Genomic DNA, 16,125 nt, shown 5'->3' on the forward strand with positions numbered 1-16,125 from the left:
CGGCGCACCGGCGCCGCGCGTCCGGGCCCGCTGCGGGCCGTTCAACGCCTTGCTCCCTGGCTCGTTTCCATCATGTCTTCGTTTCCTGCTCCCGTGCTCGGCACGCCGCTCTCTCCTTCCGCCACCCGCGTCATGCTGCTCGGCTCGGGCGAACTCGGCAAGGAAGTCATCATCGCACTGCAGCGCCTGGGCGCGGAAGTCATTGCCGTAGACCGCTATGCCGATGCGCCGGGCCACCAGGTGGCCCACCGGGCCCACGTGGTCTCCATGACCGATCCCGAGGCGCTGCGGCGCGTCATCGAGCAGGAGCGCCCGCACATCATCGTGCCCGAGATCGAGGCCATCGCCACCGACCTCCTGGTCGAGCTCGAGGCCGCCGGCGCGGCACGGGTAACGCCCACGGCCCGCGCGGCGCAGCTCACCATGAACCGCGAGGGCATACGCCGCCTGGCAGCCGAGACCCTGGGCCTGCCCACCTCGCCGTATCGCTTCGTCGATTCCGAGGAAGCGCTGCGCGCCGCCATCGACGACGGCATAGGCTATCCCTGCGTGATCAAGCCCGTGATGTCCTCTTCCGGCAAGGGCCAGTCCGTCATACGCGACGCCGGCGGCGTGGCCGAGGCCTGGCGCTACGCGCAGGAGGGCGGGCGGGTCGGCGGCGGACGGGCCATCGTCGAGGGCTTCATCCGCTTCGACTACGAGATCACGCTGCTCACCGTGCGGGCCCGCGGGGCCGGCGGCGAGATCGAGACGCGCTTCTGCGAGCCCATCGGGCACAGGCAGGTCGACGGCGACTACGTCGAGAGCTGGCAGCCGCACCCCATGTCGCCCGTCGCGCTGGCGCGCGCGCGCGACGTCGCCCTGGCCGTCACCTCCGAGCTGGGCGGCCTGGGCATCTTCGGCGTGGAGCTTTTCGTGGCCGGGGACGAAGTTTGGTTCTCCGAGGTCAGCCCGCGGCCGCACGATACCGGCATGGTCACCATGATCACCCAGGCGCAGAACGAATTCGAGCTGCATGCGCGTGCGCTGCTGGGGTTGCCCGTCGATACCGCGCTGCTGCGCCCGGGCGCCAGCAGCGTCATCTATGGCGGCGTCGACGCGCGCGGCGTCACCTTCCACGGCGTGGCCCAGGCCCTGGCCGAGCCCGGCACCGACGTGCGCCTCTTCGGCAAGCCCGAGTCCTTCGTCAAGCGCCGCATGGGCGTGGGCCTGGCCACCGCCCTCGACGTCGACCAGGCGCGCAGCAAGGCGCGCCGCGTCTCGGGCGCCGTCTCCGTGCAGGCGGGCTGATCCCCCGTACGGCGCCCTGGCGCGCCGTACGCTTTTTCCGGCCGGTTTGCGCTGGATCAAACCGGCGCCTTCTTTCCCGCCCCTTCTTTCCTGTTGCCGCGCCACAATGCGCGCGCCGGTCCCGTTGCGCGCTCTCGCAGCGCGCCGGCGCGCGGTCATTGCTTTTTATTTCTGTAAGTTCGATAATTTCAGTAATTCCTGAATTCAAGGTAACAAAACACTTCGATGGGCCTGCCTGAATCCACTGAACGCTTCGTCCTGCATTTCGGCGAAATGGGCAGCCGCTGGGGCGTCAACCGTACCGTCGGCCAGATCTATGCGCTGCTTTTCCTGTCGCCCGTGCCGCTGCATGCCGACGACATCGCCGAGGCGCTCGGGTTCTCGCGCTCGAATGTCAGCATGGGCCTGAAGGAGCTGCAGTCCTGGCGCCTGGTGAAGCTGGTGCACCAGGTGGGGGACCGGCGCGACTACTTCGAAACGCCCAAGGATGTCTGGGAGATCTTCCGCGTGCTGATGGAAGAGAAGCGCAAGCGCGAGATAGATCCGACCCTCACGCTGCTGCGCGAAACCCTGCTCGACGCACCCCGCGACGAGACCCAGGCCTACGCGCACGAGCGCATGCGCGAGATGCTGGAACTCATCGAGCTGTCCACCGGCTGGTTCGACGAGGTGCAGCGCCTGCCGCCCGAGACCCTGCAGAACCTCATGAAGCTGGGCTCGCGCATACAGAAGGTGCTGGAATTTGCCGGTAAGTTCAGAGGAGGACGCGCGTGATCCTGCTTCGGGTCACCGCCGGGAGAAGCCCTATGCTGCTGCACACAACCCTCGTATCATGGCCCGCATGGCCCGGCTCCCGCCGGCCCAGTGGCGGCAATTTCTCCGATCGCCCGGGAGCGTCCTCATGATCGATCTCGATGTCGTCAATCTGTCGCGGTTCCAGTTCGCCGCCACAGCGCTTTACCACTTCATCTTCGTTCCCCTCACGCTCGGCCTGTCTTTCCTCCTGGCCATCATGGAAAGCGTGTACGTCATGACGGGCCGCCAGATCTGGAAGCGCATGACGATGTTCTGGGGCACGCTGTTCGGCATCAACTTCGCGCTGGGCGTGGCCACGGGCGTGGTCATGGAGTTCCAGTTCGGCATGAACTGGTCCTACTACAGCCATTACGTGGGCGACGTCTTCGGCGCTCCGCTCGCTCTCGAAGGCCTGATGGCCTTCTTCCTGGAAGCCACTTTCGTGGGCCTGTTCTTCTTCGGCTGGAATCGCCTCTCCAAGGTGGGCCACCTGGTAGTCACCTGGCTGGTGGCGTTCGGCACCAACCTCTCGGCGCTCTGGATCCTGATCGCCAACGGCTGGATGCAGAACCCGGTGGGCGCGGTGTTCAACCCGGACACCATGCGCATGGAAATGACCGACTTCGCCGCGGTGCTGTTCAACCCGGTGGCCCAGGCCAAGTTCGTGCACACGGTCAGCGCGGGCTACGTGGCCGGCGCCATGTTCGTCATGTCCATCAGCGCCTGGTACCTGCTCAAGGGCCGCCACACGGACCTGGCCAAGCGTTCCATGGCCGTGGCGGCCAGCTTCGGCCTGGCCTCGGCGCTGTCGGTCGTGGTGCTGGGCGACGAGAGCGGCTACCTCACCACCGAGCACCAGAAGATGAAGATCGCCGCCATGGAGGGCATGTGGCATACCGAGCCGGCGCCGGCGAGCTTCAACCTGTTCGCGCTGCCCAACCAGGCGGAACGCCGCAACGACTATGCCATCGAGATCCCGTACGTGATGGGCATCATCGGCACGCGCTCGCTCACCACGCCGCTGCTGGGCATCGAAGACCTGGTCAAGCGCGCCGAGGCGCGCATCCGGGAGGGCATCGTGGCCGACCAGGCGCTGCAGCGCATCCGCGCCGATCCGCAGGACGCCGAGGCGCGCCGCATCTTCGACCGGACCTGGCCCGACCTGGGCTATGCGCTGCTGGTCAAGCGCTACGAGCCCGACCTCTCCAAGGCCACCGACGCGCAGATCGCGCAGGCGGCCTGGGACACGGTGCCCCGCGTGGCGCCGCTGTTCTGGACTTTCCGCATCATGGTGGCGGTGGGCATGTACCTGATCCTGTTCTTCGCCGTGGCGTTCTGGCTGGCCTCGCGCGGGCGGCTCGATGCCCGGCCCGGCCTGCTGCGCATTGCGCTGTGGAGCCTGCCGCTGCCGTGGGTCGCGATCGAATGCGGCTGGTTCGTGGCCGAGTACGGCCGCCAGCCCTGGGTGATCGAAGGCGTGCTGCCCACCTACTATGCCGCGTCGGGCCTGAGCTTCACCGATCTGGCCATCAGCCTGACCATCTTCCTCGTCCTCTACACCGTGTTGCTGGTGGTGGGCGTGAAGGTCATGCTGCATGCCATCCACGCCGGCCCCAAGGCCGACGCCGAACCGGGCGGGCAGGCCGATCCGGTCCAGGCCGCCGTGCACGCTTGAGGAGTCCTCCATGGAAACACTGATTCCCCTCGACTACGCCACGCTGCGCGTGATCTGGTGGGTGCTGCTGGGAGCGCTGCTCATCGGCTTCGCCGTGATGGACGGTTTCGACCTGGGGGTCGCGGCGCTGCTGCCCGTGGTGGCGCGCACCGATGCCGAGCGTCGCGTCGTGCTGAACGTGGTGGGGCCCGTCTGGGAGGGCAACCAGGTCTGGCTCATCACGGCGGGCGGCGCCATCTTCGCGGCATGGCCCCTGCTGTACGCCGCCTCGTTCTCCGGCTTCTATCTCGCCATGATGCTGGTGCTGGTGGCCCTGATCCTGCGTCCGGTGGGCTTCAAGTACCGCAGCAAGATGGACGGCACGCGCTGGCGCGGCACCTGGGACGGCCTGTTGTGCTTCTCCGGCGTGGTGGCGGCCCTGGTGTTCGGCGTGGCCATGGGCAACATCGTCCTGGGCGTGCCGTTCGGCTTCGACAGCGCCACCCTGCGCCCGGTGTACGCCGGCCACTTCTACCAGCTGTTCGCGCCGTTCGCGCTGCTCGCGGGGCTGCTCAGCGTGGCCATGCTGGCCATGCATGGCGCGGTGCTGCTGGCCTGGCGCACCGGCGGCGCCGTGGCAGAGCGCTCGCGCAACTGGGGTCGGCTGGCCGCGTTGGCCACGGCCGTGCTTTTCGTGGCGGGCGGCTTCTGGGTGGCCCATGGCATCGACGGACATGTGATCACCAGCGCGGTGGATCCGGGCGCGGCCTCGAATCCCATGTTGAAGACGGTCGAGGTAAGCAACGGCGGATGGATGGCGAACTACGCGCGCTGGCCGCTGATGTGGATCGCGCCCGCGCTGGGCGTGGCCGGGGCCCTGGGGGCCTTGCTGCTGCTCACGCTGCGCGCCCACGTGCCGGCTTTCCTGGCTTCCGCGCTGTCGATCACCGGCGTGATCCTCACCGTGGGCTTCGCGCTGTTCCCCTTCATCATGCCCTCGTCCACCCAGCCCGGGGCGGGCCTCACGATCTGGGACGGCTCGTCCAGCCTGCTCACCCTGTGGATCATGCTGATCGCGGTCGTGGTGTTCCTGCCCATCGTCACGGTCTACACCGCGTGGGTCTATCGTGTCATGCGCGGCAAGGTCACCGACGAGTCGGTCGGCGGCACGCCCAACTCGTATTAAGGAGTACGCGCCATGTGGTATTTCTCGTGGATCCTGGGCCTGGGCCTGGCCTGCGCCTTCGCCATCCTCAATGCGATGTGGTTCGAGCTTCGCGAGGGCGAGGCGCATGATCCCCGCAACCCCGCACGCCGGCTGTGAGCGCCACGCCCGCCGTCGAACACGATCCCGCCGCCACCCTCTACAAGCCGCCGCGCGCCCAGGTGCGCTGGCTGGCAGACCGGGCGCGGGCGGTGCGGCTGCCGCTGGGGCTGGCCGCCGCCGCGCCGCTGGCGGGCGGGGTGCTGCTGGTGCTGCAGGCATGGCTGTTGTCGCGCGTGCTGGATGCCGCCATCGTGCAAGGCGTGGCGCGCGCCGGGCTGCTGGCGCCGATCGGCGCCATCGCCGGGCTGATCGTGCTGCGGGCTGCGCTGGCCTGGATGGCGGAGCTGGCCGGCGCCCGCGCCGCCGAAGGGATCAAGCGCCAGGTGCGCGGCGCGCTGTATGCGCACATGCTGCGCGCGGGTCCGCAGTGGAGCCGGCGCCGCGCATCCGGTGAGCTGGCCAGCGCCGTGGTGGAGCAGGCCGAGGCGCTGGATGGCTTCTTTGCGCGCTACCTGCCCTCGATGGGGGCGGCGGCCATCCTGCCGGTGGCGTTTGCGGTGGTGGTGCTGCCGGCGGATGTGGTGGCCGGGCTGCTGCTGCTGGTGACGGCGCCGCTGATTCCCCTCTTCATGGCGCTGGTGGGCTGGAGCGCCGAGGCGGCCAGCCGCCGCCACTTTCGTGCCTTCGCGCGGCTGTCGGGATTCTTCGCGGACCGGCTGCGAGGCCTGTCCACGCTGAGGCTGCACGGCCGCGCCGAAGCCGAGGCCCGCGCCGTGGCCGATGCCAGCGACGCGCTGCGCCAGCGCACCCTGGCCGTGCTGCGCGTGGCTTTTCTTTCGTCGGCGGTGCTGGAGTTCTTCGCGGCGCTGGGCGTGGCGGGCGTGGCCGTCTATATCGGCCTGAGCTACCTCGGCTATCTCGACGTGCGGGGCCAGCCCCTCACCCTGCAGGCCGGTTTCTTCTGCCTGTTGATGGCGCCCGAGGTCTATGCGCCGCTGCGCCAGTTCGCCGCGCATTACCACGACCGTGCCGCCGCGCGTGCTGCCGTGGCGCAGATCGACCGGATATTCGGCGGCCTGCCCGACCTGAACGCGCCGGCGCCTGCGGACCTGCCTGCGCCGGCCCCCGCCGGCAATCCGGTGCAGCGCGGTGGCGCGGCCTTGCGCGCAGCCGGGCTGGAGCTGGCCGCCGATGGGCGCGGCGCGGTGCTGCGCGGCCTGGCGCTGGCGCTGGCGCCGGGCGAGCACGTGGCGCTCATGGGCGCGAGCGGCGCCGGCAAGACCACGCTGCTGGAAGTGCTGTGCAGGCTGAGGGCGGCGCGAGGCAGCATCGCCATCGACGGCAGGGCCCTGCCTGACTGGCCCGAGGCGGCGCTGCGCGAGCGCGTGCTCATGATCGGCCAGAAGCCCTATCTGCACGACGGCTCGATTGCCGACAACATCCGGCTCGCCCGCCCGGATGCCACGCCTGCCGAAGTCGAGGCCGCCGCCCGCCAGGCCTGTGTGCTGGAGTTTGCCGACGGCCTGCCGGCCGGCCTGCAGACGCGCCTGGGCAGCCGCGGCGCCGGTCTCTCTGGCGGCCAGGCGCAGCGCGTGGCGCTTGCGCGCCTGTTCCTGCGCGATCCCGGCCTGATCCTGCTGGACGAGCCTACCGGGCATCTCGATGCCGATACCCAGGAGCGCGTGCTCGATGCGATCCTGGCCCATGCGCGCGGCCGCACGCTGCTGCTGGTGACCCATTCCGAAGCCGTGGCGCGGCGCCTGCCGCGGCGGCTGGCGCTGGCCGACGGCCGCCTGCAGGAGGTGGCGTGATGACGCGACGCGGCCTGCTGTGGTCCCTGTACCGCGCGCGTCGCCAGGCCCTGCTGGGCGCGCTGGCCCTGTCGCTGCTCACGGTGGCGGCAGGTGTGGCGCTGCTGGGCGTGTCGGGCTGGTTCCTTACGGCCGCCGCGCTGGCGGGGGCCGGCGCCTATTTCAATCTCTTCGTACCCTCGGCCCTCGTGCGGGGGTTGTCCTTCGTGCGCATCGCGGCGCGCTATGCCGAGCGCCTGGTGGGGCATGCCGCCACGCTGCGGCTGCTGGCCGACTTGCGCAGCCGGGTGTTCGCCCGCCTGGTACGCCTCACGCCGCGCCAACTGGCCCGCTATCGGGGCGGGGACCTCGTGGCGCGACTCACCGGCGACGTGGATGCCCTCGATACGGTCTTCCTGCTGGGCATCGCCCCCCTGGCGACGGCGCTGCTCGCGGGTGGCATCTATACCGCGGTGCTGGGCCGCTGGCTGCCCGCCGCTGCGCTGGCGGTGGGGGCCGTCCTGCTGCTCGTGTCCGTCGCGGTGCCGGCATGGCTGCAGCGCGCTTCGCGCAGGCCCGGCGCAGCGGCCCAGGCGAGTGCCGCGGCCCTGCGCGCTTCGGTGATCGATGCCGTCGAGGCGCACGCAGACCTTGTTGCGCTGCATGCCGTGGCACCCGCCCAGGCGCGTTTCCAGGCGCTTTGCGACGAGGCCGCCGCGGCGCGTCTGGCGCAGGCCGGGATCGCGGCCCGCGGCCTCTGGCTGGTGCAGGCCGCGGCGGGCTGTGCGCTGCTCGCGGTGTTGTGGTTGGGCCTGCAGGGATTTGCCGCGGGGGCGCTGTCGGGGCCGCTGCTGGCGGGCCTGCTGCTGGCCACCCTGGGTCTCTTCGAAGTGGCGGGGCCCATCATGCGCGGCGCCGCGCGCCTGGGAGGCGCGGCGGCTGCCGCGCGACGCATCGCCGACGTGCTGCAGGCCGAGCCCGACCTGCTCGATCCCGCGGATCCCGTGCCGCTGCCCGCGCAGGGCGAGCTGGTGGCCGATGGCCTGGTCTATGCCTATCCCGGCCAGCGCGCGGGCACGGTGCTCGACGGCGCGCACTTGCGGCTGGCGCCCGGCGAGCGCGTGGCCATCCTGGGCGCAAGCGGTTCGGGGAAATCCACGCTGCTGCATCTGCTGATGCGCATCGACGACCCGCAGGCGGGCAGCGTGCGCTACGGCGGGGTGGACGTGCGTGCCTGCGCGCAGCCCGAACTGCATCGGCGCATTGCGCTGCTGTCGCAGGATTCGCCGGTGTTCCTCGGCACGGTGCGCACCAACCTGCTGATCGGCCGGGCCGAAGCCGACGATGCGGCGCTCTGGGCGGCGCTGGACGCCGCGCGCCTGGGCGATTTCGTGCGCAGCCTGCCCGACGGCCTGGACACCTGGGTGGGCGAGACGGGCGCCGGCCTGTCGGCGGGGCAGGCGCGCCGGCTGTGCCTGGCGCGGGTGCTGCTGGCGCCGGCAGCCGTCGTGCTGCTGGACGAGCCCACGGCCGGCCTGGATGCGGCCACCGAAGCCGACTTCCTGGGCGACCTGGGCCGGGCACTGCAGGGGCGCGCCGCGGTCGTCGCCACGCACGCGGCCCTGCCTGCGGGCACGGTCCATCGCAGCCTGCGGCTGCACGCCGGGAGGCTGTGCGCTGTGGGCGCGGCCGCGCCGGGCCCATGCAACAGTCCCGACATGCATCCTGCAACAGTGTGTCGACGCGCAGGGCCGCTGGCCTAAAGGTCCGTGCGGCGGTTATAGTGCGCCTTGCCTCAATTCTCCGGGACGGCCATCATGCAGACCGATTACGCCGATCTCATCCGGCGCACCATCCGCAGCGTTCCCGACTGGCCCAGCCCGGGCATCACGTTTCGTGACATCACCCCCATTCTGCAGGACCCGCGCACCTTCCGCGTGCTGATCGATCTCTTCGTCTATCGCTACATGCGCCAGAAGCTCGATCTGGTGGCGGGCGTGGATGCGCGCGGCTTCATCGTGGGCAGCGTGCTGGCGTATGAGCTCAACCTCGGCTTCGTGCCGGTGCGCAAGAAGGGCAAGCTGCCCTATCGCACCGTGGCGGAAGAATACACGCTCGAGTACGGCAATGCGGCAGTCGAGATGCACACCGACTCCGTGCGCACCGGCCAGCGCGTGCTGCTGGTCGACGACCTCATCGCCACCGGTGGCACCATGCTGGCCGCCATCAAGCTGCTGCAGCGCCTGGGTGCCAACGTGGTCGAGGCCGCGGCCATCATCGACCTGCCGCACCTGGGCGGCTCGGCGCAGATCGCCGCCACCGGCACGCCCTTGTACACGGTGTGCCGGTTCGACGACTGACCGCGGCGCGCCGGACCCCGGCTCAGGCCGGGTCGCGGTCCACCGCGAACGGCGACCACGCCTGGCGCGTGGGCATGACTTCCAGGCGATTGATGTTGATGTGGTCGGGCAGGGTGGCCACGTAGAAGATCTGCTCGGCGACATCCTCGGCCGTGAGCGGCGTGGTGCTGCGATACAGCTTTTCCGAGGCGGCCTGGTCGCCGCCGGTGCGCACCAGCGTGAATTCCGTCTCGGCCATGCCCGGGGCGATGTCGGTGACGCGCACACCCGTGCCCAGCAGGTCGCAGCGCAGGTTGTAGCTGAACTGCTGCACGAAGGCCTTGGACGCGCCATAGACGTGGCCGCCGGGATAGGGCCACTGGCCCGCCACCGAACCCAGGTTGACGATGCTGGCCCCCGCACCGGTTTCCAGCAGCATGGGCAGCACCGCGTGGGTGACGTTGACCAGGCCCGTGATGTTGGTGTCGATCATGGTGTGCCAGTCCTGCAGCTTCACGGTCTGGGACGGCGCGGGCGCCAGCGCCAGGCCGGCGTTGTTGATCAGGGCGCGCACCGGCCGGAAATCGGCGGGCAGGGCATCGACCACCGCCTTGACGGCGGACGCGTCGCGCACGTCCAGCGGCGCGATGTGCACCGGTACCTGCGCGGACAGCTCCTGCTGCAGGGCCTGCAGCCGCTCGGCACGGCGGCCGGTGAGGATGAGGGACCAGCCGTCGGCCGCGAAGCGGCGCGCGGCCGCGCGGCCGAAACCGGAGGTGGCGCCGGTGATGAAGACGATTTTTTTCATGACAGGGATCTGTGTGGTGGCGGAAAAAGATCGGTGCGGTGCCCGGGGCATCCGGACGGGATATCCGGGCGCGTATCCGGGCGCGTATGGAGCCGGCCCCGGCCTGCCTGGCACGCGCGGCAGGCGCTAGCCTTCCAGCTCCAGGAATTTTCGCACGCGTTCGGTGTCCGGGCTGGTGAAGAATTTTTCGGGGCTGCCCTGCTCGATGATCTTGCCCTGCTCCAGGAACACCACCTGGTCGGACACCGCGCGCGCGAAATCCATTTCATGGGTGACCACCATCATGGTGTAGCCGTCGGCGGACAGGTCGCGCATGACGGCCAGCACTTCGCCGACGCGTTCGGGGTCCAGGGCCGAAGTGGGCTCGTCGAACAGCAGCACCTCCGGTTCGATGGCCAGCACGCGCGCGATGGCCACCCGCTGCTTCTGCCCGCCGGACAGCGTGTGCGGATACTGCGACGCCTTGTCCGCCATGCCTACCCGCGCCAGCAGGGCCATGGCCTGTTCGCGGGCCCGCGCCTTGGGCACGCCCTGCACATGCACCGGCACCTCCATGACGTTCTGCAGCGCCGTGAAGTGCGGCCACAGGTTGAAGCTCTGGAACACCATGCCGGTGCGAGCCCGCATGGCCGCCAGGGCACGGCTGCGCAGCGGGCGGCCGCTGGCCTCGTCGACGCCCATGCGCCGGCCGCCGATGCGGACCTCGCCGCGGTCGGGCTGTTCCAGCCAGTTCACGCAGCGCAGCAGCGTGGACTTGCCCGAGCCCGAGGATCCCAGGATGCTGACCACCTCGCCCTTGCGCACGGTGAGATTGATGTCGCGCAGCACCTCGTAGCCGTCGAAGCTCTTGGACAGGTTGCGTATCGATACCGCGGGTGTTTCAGTCATGCTCGAATCCTCGCATCCGGCCGTAGCGGCGGCACCAGCGGACCAGCAGTTCGATCGCGATGCCCAGCAGCCAATAGAGCGCGATGACGACCAGGAAGGCCTCCACCGGGATGAAATAGCGCGATTGCACGGCGTTGGCGGCGGCGGTGAGTTCGGCCACCGTGATGATGCCCAGGAAAGAGGTGTCTTTCAGGCACATGATGAGCAGGTTGCCCATTTCGCCGCGCGTACGCATCAGGAGCTGCGGCAGCACGATGCGCAGGAAGGCCTTGCTGCGCCGGTAGCCGTGCGCGTAGGCCGCTTCCAGCGATCCGGGCGGCAGCACCAGGCGCGCGCCGCGCAGCACCTCGGCGAAGTACGCGCCGTAGTAGATGGCCAGGCCCGCCAGGCCCGCATCCCAGGCCTTCAGGCGCAGTCCCAGCGCGGGCAGGCCGTAATAGAGCAGGTAGATGAAGATCAGGAAGGGCAGCATGCGCAGCAGGTCTATCGCCAGGCGCAGGGCGCGGCGCGGGGGCGTGTCGCGGCCTTCCAGCAGGTACACCAGCAGGCAGCCCAGCACGAAGCCCGCGAGGGCGGCCAGGACGAACAGCACGACGGTGTTGCCGAACCCGGCGATCAGGGTGTCGCGTGCCTGCCAGACGGTTTGCCAGTTGTCGAGCATGCTACATCGCCAGCCGGTTGGCGCTGCGCTGGGCCCATGCCTGCAGCCGGACCAGCAACGCGATCAGCGCCATGTAGATCGCCGCCGCGGCCAGGATGGGGGGCAGCGGCTCGTAGGTGACCGCGGCGATGCGGTTGGTGACGCGGGTGAGGTCCACCAGGCCGATCACCGCGATGGCCGGGCTGCCCTTGATGAGGAACGACATCTCGTTGACCAGGCCGGGCATGCTGGTGACCACCATCTGCGGCAGCATGATGCGCCGGAAGGCCTGGGCCGGCCGCATGCCGCAGGCCAGCGCGGCTTCGAGCTGCTCGCGCGAGAATCCGCGGAAAGCCGAGCGCCAGATCTCGGCGTTGAAGGCCGAGGTATTGAGCGTGAGGGCCAGCACGGCGGCCCATTCCCGGTTCAGGGGCAGGCCCACGGCCGGGCTGGCCAGGAAGATGAACAGCACCAGCGTGACCAGCGGCGTGGCCCGCGCCAGGCTGATCCACGTGGCGAGCAGCGGATCCAGGACCGGGATGCGCGCCATGCGCAGCAGCGCCATCGCCAGCCCCAGCACCACGCCGATGGCGATGGCCACGCCGGAAACCCAGGCCGTGACCCAGGCTCCGTCGAGCAGCATCTTCCAGGCTTGTCCGTCCATGGGCGCCCGCGTCGTGCTACATGCCTGCCAGCTTGTGGAACTGCTCGACCGTGGTGATGGGCACGGTGGGCAGGTCGGGGAAGGCTTCGCCGAACCACTTCTTCTGCAGCTCGGCCAGCCGGCCGCTCTTGCGCATCTCGTCCATGAAGCCGGTCATGAACTTGAGGAGCTCGGGGTTGCCCTTGGGGATGGGCCAGCCCGCGAACCCGTTGCCCGACACGGCCACGCCCTTGGCGAATACCTTGGGCCGCGCCTTGACCAGGTCGTTGACGGAGATCACCGCATTGACGACGTAGTCGAGGCGGCCGTTGGCGAGGTCGGCATAGGCCTCCGGGTAAGACGGGTACTGCACCACCTCGCCCAGCTTGCCGCCCTTGGCGGCCAGCATCTTCTCCAGCTCGGGCAGGCGGGCCAGCAGGGCGCTGCCGGCCTGCACGCCGACCGTCTTGCCCGACAGGGTGGCGACGTCGCCGAGGCTGTCGTCGCCTGCGCGCTTGACGTAATAGTGCTGGGCGGAGGCGAAGGGCGGAGTGAAGTCGAAGACCTTCAGGCGTTCGTCGGTGACCAGGGCGCCGGTGAACGCGATGTCGTACTGGCCGGCGGACACCGAGGTCAGCAGGCCGGTCCAGGGCAGGATGTCCTGCGAGACCTTGAACTTGGCGCCGGCGTACTTGCGCAGGTCCTCGAGCAGGTCGGCGTGGAAGCCCACGGGCTTGCCGTCGACGATGTAGTTGAAGGGCGCGTAGTCGTCTTCGGTGGCCACCTTGAGCTCGCCGCGCTTCTGGACGTCGCCCAGGTCGGCATGCGCGGCAGGCGACACTGCGGCCGCGCACAGGGCCCCTGCCAGCGCCGCGACCCTGAGCCTGCGGCCCAGGGCAACGAAGGCGGACGCAGCCGTGGTTGGAATGGTAGGCATGGAACTTCCCCTTGTCGGTCTGGTATGGGCGCCCCGGCCGGGGCGCCAGGCCGGTCTGCCATGCAGCCGTTGCAGCGAACCGTGCCGGGCCCATCTTAGGGGCTGTGCCGGGCGGCCAGATAGGGACAGTTGCGTGGCCTGCCCTGGCCAGACGGGCAGGGGCCCGGTTTCTGGCATGGCGTTTGCTTGGGAAAGGAAGTGATCGTCCGGCAGACGGAGTCTCACCGTGATCGACCATTACTTCCACCTGGATTTCCAGCAGTCGCGCGGCCTGCAGGAGCAGCTGCGCGAGGCGCTGGTGGGCGCCATCCTGCACGGCATCTTTCCGCCCGACGAACCCCTGCCGTCGTGCCGCGAGCTGTCGCGCCAGCTTTCGGTATCGCGCAACACCGTGGCGCTGGTCTACGAGAGCCTGCAGGAGAAGGGCTTCCTGCAAAGCCGCCCGCGCAGCGGCTACTACCTGCATCCCGACTACCGCGAGGCCCCGGCCGCGTCGGCTGCCGAGCCTGCACCGCGGCAGGGCCTGCAACGCGACGGTTGTGCCCCAAGCTGGGGCGCACGCATCCGCAATCCGGCAGGGCCGCACCAGGGCATCCTGCGCCCCAGCAACTGGCGGCAGTATGAATATCCCTATGCCTATGGCCAGGCCGATCCGCTGCTTTTCCCGGCGGTGGCCTGGCGCCGCGCGGCCCGCGAGATCCTCGACGCCCAGCACCGCAATTTCTGGATCGGCGATGCGGCCGACCAGGACGACCCCGAGCTCATCACCCAGCTGCGCACGCGCGTGCTGCCCAAGCGCGGCATCCAGGCCGCTCCCGGCGAGATCCTGGTCACGCTGGGCTCGCAGCACGCGCTTTATCTGCTGGCGCGCCTGCTCACCGGGCCGGGCGTGCGCGTGGGGATCGAGAACCCCGGGTTCCGCGATGCCTGGAACGTGTTCTCCATGCAGGGCGCCGAGGTGTCGCTGCACGAGGTCGATGCGCAGGGCATACGCATCGACGAACGGCTTGCCGCCTGCGATTACGTCTACATCACGCCCAGCCACCAGGTGCCCACCGGCGTCACGCTGGCCGCGGCCCGGCGCACCCAATTGTGGAGCCAGCTGCATCGGCACGACCAGGTGCTCGTCGAAGACGACTACGACGCCGACCTCGATCTCTCCAGCCATCCGCCGCCGGCACTCAAGGCCGACGACCTGCACGGGCGGGTGGTGTACATCAGCAGTTTTTCCAAGAGCCTGGCGCCGGGGCTGCGGCTGGGCTATCTGGTGGCGGACGAGGAACTGGTGCGCGAGCTGCGGGCGTTGCGCCGGCTCATGCTGCGGCACGTGCCGCTGCACACCCAGCGGCTGCTGGCGCGCTTCCTGGCCCAGGGCGACTACGACGCGCACCTGCGGCGCTACCGCGCCGCGCATGCGCGCAAGCACGACGCGCTGCGTATGGCCATCGAACGCCACCTGGGCGGCTGCACCTACGCCAGCGGGGCGGGCGCCTCGGCGTTCTGGCTCCAGGCGCCGGAAGGCATGAGCACGCAGAAGCTGGCTTGGGCGGCCTCGCGCCGCAGCGTGCTGATCGAGCCGGGACTGCCGCATTTCTTCGATGCGGCGCCTTCCGATCGCCATTTCCGGCTGGGTTTCTCCGCCATCGCGGCCGAACGCATCGAGGCCGGCATCGCGCGGCTGGCGGAGGTGATGGGGCGCATATAGTCCGGCGCGGGCCCGAGCCCGCGCGGTGGTTCACAGGCGGCCGTGCTCGGACAGCACCTCGTCCAGGATGGCCAGGCCCTGCGCCACCTGTTCGGCCGAGACCGGGCAGGGCGGGGCGAGGTGGAAGCGGTTCTCCACGGCGAACACGATCAGGCCACGGCGCAGCGCCTCTGCCTTGAGTTGCGCCACCCGCGCCGCGGGCAGCGGCGTGCGCTGCACCGGGTCCGACACGAACTCCAGCGCCCAGAACACGCCCAGGCCGCGCGCATCGCCGATGATGGGGTGGCGGCCGGCCAGCTCGCGCACGCCCGGCCCGAGCGCTTCCTGGCCGATGCGGCGCGCATTGCCGACCATGTCTTCCTCTTCCATGGCCTCCAGCGTGGCGACGATGGATGCCATGGCCAGCGGGTGGCCCGAATAGGTGAGCCCGCCCGGAAAGACGCGGTCGCGGAAGTATTCGGCGACCTTCTCCGAAACCATCACTCCGCCCGCCGGCACGTAGCCCGAGTTCACGCCCTTGGCGAACACGATCAGGTCGGGCACCACGTCGAAGTGGTCCAGCGCCAGCCAGGCGCCGGTGCGGCCGAAGCCCACCATGACCTCGTCGAGGATCAGCAGGATGCCGAATTCGTCGGCCAGGGCGCGCACCCCGCTCAGGTAGCCGGGCGGCGGCACCAGGACCCCGGCCGTACCGGGGATGGTCTCCAGCAGGATGGCGGCGATGCTGCCCGGCCCTTCGGCCTCGATGACGCGGCGCAGGTGCTGCAGCGCGCGCTGGCATTCGGCGGTCTCGTCGGTGGCGTGAAATTCGCTGCGGTACAGGTAGGGATTGAAGAAATGCACGTGGCCGCGCGCATATTCATTGGGCACGCGGCGCGGGTCGCCGGTGGCGACGATGGCGCCGCCGGTATTGCCGTGGTAGGAGCGGTATGCCGACAGGATCTTGTCGCGGCCGGTGTACTGCCGCGCCATGCGCATGGCGTTCTCGTTGGCATCGGCCCCGGCATTGGTGAAAAACACTTTGGCAAAGCCCCGCGGCGCGCGTGCCAGGATGCGCCGGGCAGCCTCGACGCGCACGGCCGTGGCATTGGCCGGCGCCAGGGTGCACAGCGTGCCGGCCTGTTCCTGGATGGCCTTGACCACCTTGGGATGCTGGTGGCCGATGTTGGTATTGATGAGCTGCGAGCTGAAGTCCAGGTAGCGGTTGCCGTCGTAGTCCCACAGCGTGCAGCCCGAGCCGCCCGCGATGGCCAGGGGCTTCAGGCCGCCCTGGGCCGACCAGGACTGCATGACCAGTTCGGTCTCGAGTGCGCGGACCTGGTCGTTGGTGAGCGGGGAAGTAGGGGTCATGGTTTGCCTCGGCGTGATG

The 16,125-nt window shown here is 69.8% G+C and carries 15 protein-coding genes; 9 read left to right on the top strand and 6 right to left on the bottom strand.

The genetic code is table 11. From position 1 onward, the window contains the following. Nucleotides 1-72 precede the first annotated feature (72 nt). From purT to ACYBYQ_RS02175, 8 genes are all read left to right on the top strand, one after another. On the top strand, nucleotides 73-1,290 hold the full coding sequence (gene purT, locus ACYBYQ_RS02140) for a formate-dependent phosphoribosylglycinamide formyltransferase (RefSeq protein ID WP_459616753.1): 1,218 nt from the start codon (nucleotides 73-75) through the stop codon (nucleotides 1,288-1,290). A gap of 225 nt (nucleotides 1,291-1,515) precedes the next feature. Further along, entirely contained in the window at nucleotides 1,516-2,064 is a 549-nt protein-coding gene (locus tag ACYBYQ_RS02145; RefSeq protein ID WP_459616754.1) for a GbsR/MarR family transcriptional regulator, read from the top strand. Between the two features lie 127 nt (nucleotides 2,065-2,191). Then, the gene (locus tag ACYBYQ_RS02150; RefSeq protein WP_459616755.1) at nucleotides 2,192-3,760 is read left to right on the top strand and encodes a cytochrome ubiquinol oxidase subunit I; all 1,569 of its coding nucleotides are present in this window, start codon (nucleotides 2,192-2,194) and stop codon (nucleotides 3,758-3,760) included. Nucleotides 3,761-3,770: 10 nt separating this feature from the next. Further along, nucleotides 3,771-4,925: a cytochrome d ubiquinol oxidase subunit II gene (cydB, locus tag ACYBYQ_RS02155; RefSeq protein WP_459616756.1), complete on the top strand. Its 1,155-nt coding sequence runs from the start codon at nucleotides 3,771-3,773 to the stop codon at nucleotides 4,923-4,925. 12 nt (nucleotides 4,926-4,937) lie between these two features. Then, nucleotides 4,938-5,063, top strand: a complete 126-nt coding sequence (gene cydX, locus ACYBYQ_RS02160; protein WP_459616757.1) for a cytochrome bd-I oxidase subunit CydX — start codon at nucleotides 4,938-4,940, stop codon at nucleotides 5,061-5,063. Beyond that, nucleotides 5,060-6,817 carry a thiol reductant ABC exporter subunit CydD gene (gene cydD / locus ACYBYQ_RS02165; RefSeq protein WP_459616758.1) on the top strand — a complete coding sequence of 586 codons (1,758 nt, stop codon included), beginning with the start codon at nucleotides 5,060-5,062 and terminating at the stop codon, nucleotides 6,815-6,817. The genes cydX and cydD overlap by 4 nt, the downstream gene beginning before the upstream one ends. Then, nucleotides 6,817-8,559 (top strand): thiol reductant ABC exporter subunit CydC, encoded by a 1,743-nt coding sequence (cydC, locus tag ACYBYQ_RS02170; protein ID WP_459618683.1) that lies wholly within the window; start codon nucleotides 6,817-6,819, stop codon nucleotides 8,557-8,559. Before cydD ends, cydC begins: the two co-directional genes overlap by 1 nt. A gap of 54 nt (nucleotides 8,560-8,613) precedes the next feature. Next, entirely contained in the window at nucleotides 8,614-9,156 is a 543-nt protein-coding gene (locus tag ACYBYQ_RS02175; RefSeq protein WP_459616759.1) for an adenine phosphoribosyltransferase, read from the top strand. Between the two features lie 22 nt (nucleotides 9,157-9,178). On the opposite strand, the gene ACYBYQ_RS02180 is transcribed toward ACYBYQ_RS02175, so the two are convergent. The 5 genes from ACYBYQ_RS02180 to ACYBYQ_RS02200 all read right to left on the bottom strand — a co-directional run bounded on the left by ACYBYQ_RS02180 (nucleotide 9,179) and on the right by ACYBYQ_RS02200 (nucleotide 13,051). Then, entirely contained in the window at nucleotides 9,179-9,943 is a 765-nt protein-coding gene (locus ACYBYQ_RS02180; RefSeq protein ID WP_459616760.1) for an SDR family NAD(P)-dependent oxidoreductase, read from the bottom strand. Between the two features lie 126 nt (nucleotides 9,944-10,069). Beyond that, nucleotides 10,070-10,831: an amino acid ABC transporter ATP-binding protein gene (locus tag ACYBYQ_RS02185; RefSeq protein WP_459616761.1), complete on the bottom strand. Its 762-nt coding sequence runs from the start codon at nucleotides 10,829-10,831 to the stop codon at nucleotides 10,070-10,072. Continuing rightward, on the bottom strand, nucleotides 10,824-11,492 hold the full coding sequence (locus ACYBYQ_RS02190; protein ID WP_459616762.1) for an amino acid ABC transporter permease: 669 nt from the start codon (nucleotides 11,490-11,492) through the stop codon (nucleotides 10,824-10,826). The genes ACYBYQ_RS02185 and ACYBYQ_RS02190 overlap by 8 nt, the downstream gene beginning before the upstream one ends. A gap of 1 nt (nucleotide 11,493) precedes the next feature. Further along, nucleotides 11,494-12,135, bottom strand: a complete 642-nt coding sequence (locus ACYBYQ_RS02195) for an amino acid ABC transporter permease (RefSeq protein ID WP_459616763.1) — start codon at nucleotides 12,133-12,135, stop codon at nucleotides 11,494-11,496. Nucleotides 12,136-12,151: 16 nt separating this feature from the next. Continuing rightward, the gene (locus tag ACYBYQ_RS02200; RefSeq protein ID WP_459616764.1) at nucleotides 12,152-13,051 is read right to left on the bottom strand and encodes a transporter substrate-binding domain-containing protein; all 900 of its coding nucleotides are present in this window, start codon (nucleotides 13,049-13,051) and stop codon (nucleotides 12,152-12,154) included. A 226-nt stretch (nucleotides 13,052-13,277) separates the two neighbouring features. Here ACYBYQ_RS02200 and pdxR point away from each other — a divergent pair, with 226 nt between their 5' ends. Continuing rightward, nucleotides 13,278-14,756 (top strand): MocR-like pyridoxine biosynthesis transcription factor PdxR, encoded by a 1,479-nt coding sequence (pdxR, locus tag ACYBYQ_RS02205; protein ID WP_459616765.1) that lies wholly within the window; start codon nucleotides 13,278-13,280, stop codon nucleotides 14,754-14,756. A gap of 30 nt (nucleotides 14,757-14,786) precedes the next feature. Here the strand turns inward: pdxR and ACYBYQ_RS02210 are convergent, their stop codons facing one another. Continuing rightward, complete coding sequence (locus tag ACYBYQ_RS02210) at nucleotides 14,787-16,106, bottom strand: aspartate aminotransferase family protein (RefSeq protein WP_459616766.1); 1,320 nt, start codon at nucleotides 16,104-16,106, stop codon at nucleotides 14,787-14,789. Nucleotides 16,107-16,125: the final 19 nt, after the last annotated feature.

It is taken from the genome of Bordetella sp. 2513F2 (genome assembly GCF_054642735.1).

Bases quoted from the DNA above. Each gene is read 5' to 3' on its own strand.
- purT (WP_459616753.1), top strand. From the start codon at position 73: ATGTCTTCGTTTCCTGCTCCCGTGCTCGGCACGCCGCTCTCTCCTTCC.
- ACYBYQ_RS02145 (WP_459616754.1), top strand. From the start codon at position 1,516: ATGGGCCTGCCTGAATCCACTGAACGCTTCGTCCTGCATTTCGGCGAA.
- ACYBYQ_RS02150 (WP_459616755.1), top strand. From the start codon at position 2,192: ATGATCGATCTCGATGTCGTCAATCTGTCGCGGTTCCAGTTCGCCGCC.
- cydB (WP_459616756.1), top strand. From the start codon at position 3,771: ATGGAAACACTGATTCCCCTCGACTACGCCACGCTGCGCGTGATCTGG.
- cydX (WP_459616757.1), top strand. From the start codon at position 4,938: ATGTGGTATTTCTCGTGGATCCTGGGCCTGGGCCTGGCCTGCGCCTTC.
- cydC (WP_459618683.1), top strand. From the start codon at position 6,817: ATGACGCGACGCGGCCTGCTGTGGTCCCTGTACCGCGCGCGTCGCCAG.
- ACYBYQ_RS02175 (WP_459616759.1), top strand. From the start codon at position 8,614: ATGCAGACCGATTACGCCGATCTCATCCGGCGCACCATCCGCAGCGTT.
- ACYBYQ_RS02180 (WP_459616760.1), bottom strand. From the start codon at position 9,943: ATGAAAAAAATCGTCTTCATCACCGGCGCCACCTCCGGTTTCGGCCGC.
- ACYBYQ_RS02185 (WP_459616761.1), bottom strand. From the start codon at position 10,831: ATGACTGAAACACCCGCGGTATCGATACGCAACCTGTCCAAGAGCTTC.
- ACYBYQ_RS02190 (WP_459616762.1), bottom strand. From the start codon at position 11,492: ATGCTCGACAACTGGCAAACCGTCTGGCAGGCACGCGACACCCTGATC.
- ACYBYQ_RS02195 (WP_459616763.1), bottom strand. From the start codon at position 12,135: ATGGACGGACAAGCCTGGAAGATGCTGCTCGACGGAGCCTGGGTCACG.
- ACYBYQ_RS02200 (WP_459616764.1), bottom strand. From the start codon at position 13,051: ATGCCTACCATTCCAACCACGGCTGCGTCCGCCTTCGTTGCCCTGGGC.
- ACYBYQ_RS02210 (WP_459616766.1), bottom strand. From the start codon at position 16,106: ATGACCCCTACTTCCCCGCTCACCAACGACCAGGTCCGCGCACTCGAG.